General features: G+C 63.9%; 3 protein-coding genes. 2 read left to right on the top strand and 1 reads right to left on the bottom strand.

Annotated elements, in window-relative coordinates:
• On the top strand, positions 1–511 hold a 511-nt coding region (locus B4E36_RS06050; protein WP_345900113.1), incomplete at its 5' end, for a DUF72 domain-containing protein.
• A 40-nt stretch (positions 512–551) separates the two neighbouring features.
• Here B4E36_RS06050 and B4E36_RS06055 read toward each other — a convergent pair.
• Positions 552–2,015, bottom strand: coding sequence for an NAD(P)H-hydrate dehydratase (locus tag B4E36_RS06055; RefSeq protein WP_292059802.1), 1,464 nt, complete (start codon positions 2,013–2,015; stop codon positions 552–554).
• 361 nt (positions 2,016–2,376) lie between these two features.
• On the opposite strand from B4E36_RS06055, the gene B4E36_RS06060 reads away from it, so the two are divergent.
• Positions 2,377–2,696, top strand: a 320-nt coding sequence (locus tag B4E36_RS06060) for a P-II family nitrogen regulator (RefSeq protein WP_414673736.1), incomplete at its 3' end; no start/stop codon positions are given.

Consider the following 2,696-nt stretch of genomic DNA (forward strand, 5'->3'; position numbering starts at 1 on the left):
CCAGGGCATCACCGAGCTTGGCGACAGGCTCGGGCCGATCCTGTGGCAGTTCATGCCGACCAAAAAATTCGAGGCGGAGGATTTCGAGGATTTCCTCAAGCTTCTGCCGAAAGAGCGGGACGGCCTTGCCCTCCAACATGCGATCGAAGTCCGCCACCCTTCTTTCCTTGACCCGGAATTCGTGGCGCTCGCCCGCAAATATGGCGCGACGATCGTCTGCGCCGATCATCCCGAATACCCGATGATCGCCGACGTCACCGGCGATTTTGTCTATGCCCGCCTTCAGAAGGGCGAGGATGGCAATCCGCATTGTTATCCCGAGGCGGGCCTGAAGGAATGGGCTGACAAGCTGAAACTCTGGTCAAAGGGCGGCGCGCCCGACGATCTGCCGCTTCTTGCCGGAGATGCGCCGGAGGCAGAGCCGCGCGACGTCTATGCGTTCTTCATCACCGGCGGCAAGGTCCGTGCCCCGGCGGGGGCGCAGAAGCTGCAAGGCCTGGTCGACAAGTAGGATCTGCGTAGGGGCCGGTCCCTGTCGGCGGCAATGCGACTCAGCGTGCGTTAGCGATAATCTCGTGGATGGAAGGCAGGTGGGTCGGCAGATCCTCCGCCGTCAGCCCCGCCCCTGCCCGGTTTCCAGCTTCGCCGTGCAGCCAGGCCCCGGCTGACGCCGCCTCGAAGGCCGGCACGCCCTGCGCCAGCAGCCCGCCGATCGTGCCGGAAAGCACATCGCCTGACCCGGCGGTAGCGAGCCATGGCGGGGCGTTGGCGTTGATCACGATCCTGCCGTCCGGCGACGCGATCACGGTATCGGCGCCCTTGTAGAGCACCACCGCATGGGCGCGCCGGGCCGCCCGCAATGCCTTTTCGGGCTTGCCGAGGTCGCTATCCTCGGCGAGATCGGGAAACAGCCGCGCGAATTCGCCGGCATGCGGGGTCATGACACAGGTTTCCGGGGCCGCTTCCAGCCGGTCGAACAGCGCCTTAGGCTGCTCCGCGAAGGCGGTCAGTCCGTCGGCGTCGAGCACCAGCGGGCGTCCGATCAGCGTTTCGGCAAAGTCCCGCGTTTCAGCGCTTATCCCGAAACCTGGGCCGAGAACGAAGGCCGACAGCCGCTTGTCGGCGATCCAGTCTCTGAGCGCGGAAACGTCCTCGATGCGTTTCAGCATGATCGCCGTCAGATGCGCGGCATTGACGAGGATTGCCTGCGGCGCTGCCGCGATCGTCACCAGTCCGGCGCCCGCCTTCAAACCCGCCATCGCGGCAAGCCGGGCGGCGCCCGTGGCCGAGGCGCCGCCGGAAAACACGCCGAGATGGCCGCGGCTGAACTTGTGTGAGTCGGCGCCCGCGCGCGGCAGGCTATCGGCCCACAGCGCCGGGGTATTGAGATGGTGGTCGCCGGCCGCCTCCGCCAGAATGCGGCGCGGAATGCCGATGTCGAACACCTCCAGCCGGCCGCAATGCGCGCGGCCCGGCAGCAGGTAATGGCCGGGTTTTGCCGCCATGAAGGTCGCGGTATGCGAGGCCTTGAAGGCCGCGCCGAGAACCTGGCCGGTCAGGCCGCTGATGCCGGACGGCAGGTCGACAGCGATCACCGGCAGACCCTCCGCCCGCGCGATCACGGCGGCAATCTCGTCGGAAAGCGGCCGCGCAAGGCCCGCGCCGAAAAGCGCATCGACGATGACATCGCCCTGCTCCGGCCTAAAGGCATCCATCCCCGCGCTGTCCATGCCGCAATCCTGCCGCGCTCGAAGGGCGTCGCCGGAGAGCCTGGTCGGATCACCAAGGTGAAACAGCGCCACCTTCATGCCTGTTTCGGCAAGCGCGCGCGCCGCGACATAGCCATCGCCGCCATTGTTGCCGGGTCCGCACAGCACCACCGCGCGCCGCGCCGCCGGATAATGCCGCAGCAGGCAGGCCGCGACCGCCCGCCCCGCGCTTACCATCAGCGCGTAGCTGTCTATACCGCTCTCAGCGGCAAGCGCATCGGCGCGCCCCATTTCCTCTGGTGTCATCAGCAAGGCCGGCACTCCTTCATCGCGGGTGAATAGAGCGGAAAATCAGGTGATGATGCAAGAGGCGACTTTCTTCTGGCTAGTTGGTAATCAATTGCCTATTAATTAAACACAGGTTGCTGCTCAAAATTCATGCGTCCTCGTCGTCAGCGCCCCTGAAATGCCGCGCTATTGACCTGAAGGCGCCTTTTGGCGAACCTGATTTCGGTGCCACATGCGGAATGCTGCGGCAATCGCGAGGCCGCAATTTCATTTCGGTGGATTTGCACGAAGAACAATCGAACTTGGCATGCAATGTGCATTAGAAGTTCCGAGCGGGCTGACGCCTGCTTCAACGGGAGAAGCGGAGAGCAATTTTCTCATGAAAAAGATCGAAGCGATCATCAAGCCTTTCAAACTCGACGAAGTGAAGGAAGCCCTTCAGGACGTCGGCCTGCAGGGCATCACTGTCACGGAAGCCAAAGGCTTCGGGCGCCAGAAGGGTCATACGGAGCTTTACCGGGGCGCTGAATATGTCGTCGACTTTCTTCCCAAGGTCAAAGTCGAGGTCGTTCTGGCAGACGAAAACGTGGACGCAGTCATCGAAGCCATCCGCAACGCCGCTCAAACCGGGCGTATCGGCGACGGCAAGATCTTCGTTTCCAATGTCGAGGGCGTCGTGCGCATCCGCACCGGCGAAAC

Source organism: Martelella sp. UBA3392 (assembly GCF_002358775.1).
Taxonomy (GTDB): Bacteria; Pseudomonadota; Alphaproteobacteria; order Rhizobiales; family Rhizobiaceae; genus Martelella; species Martelella mediterranea.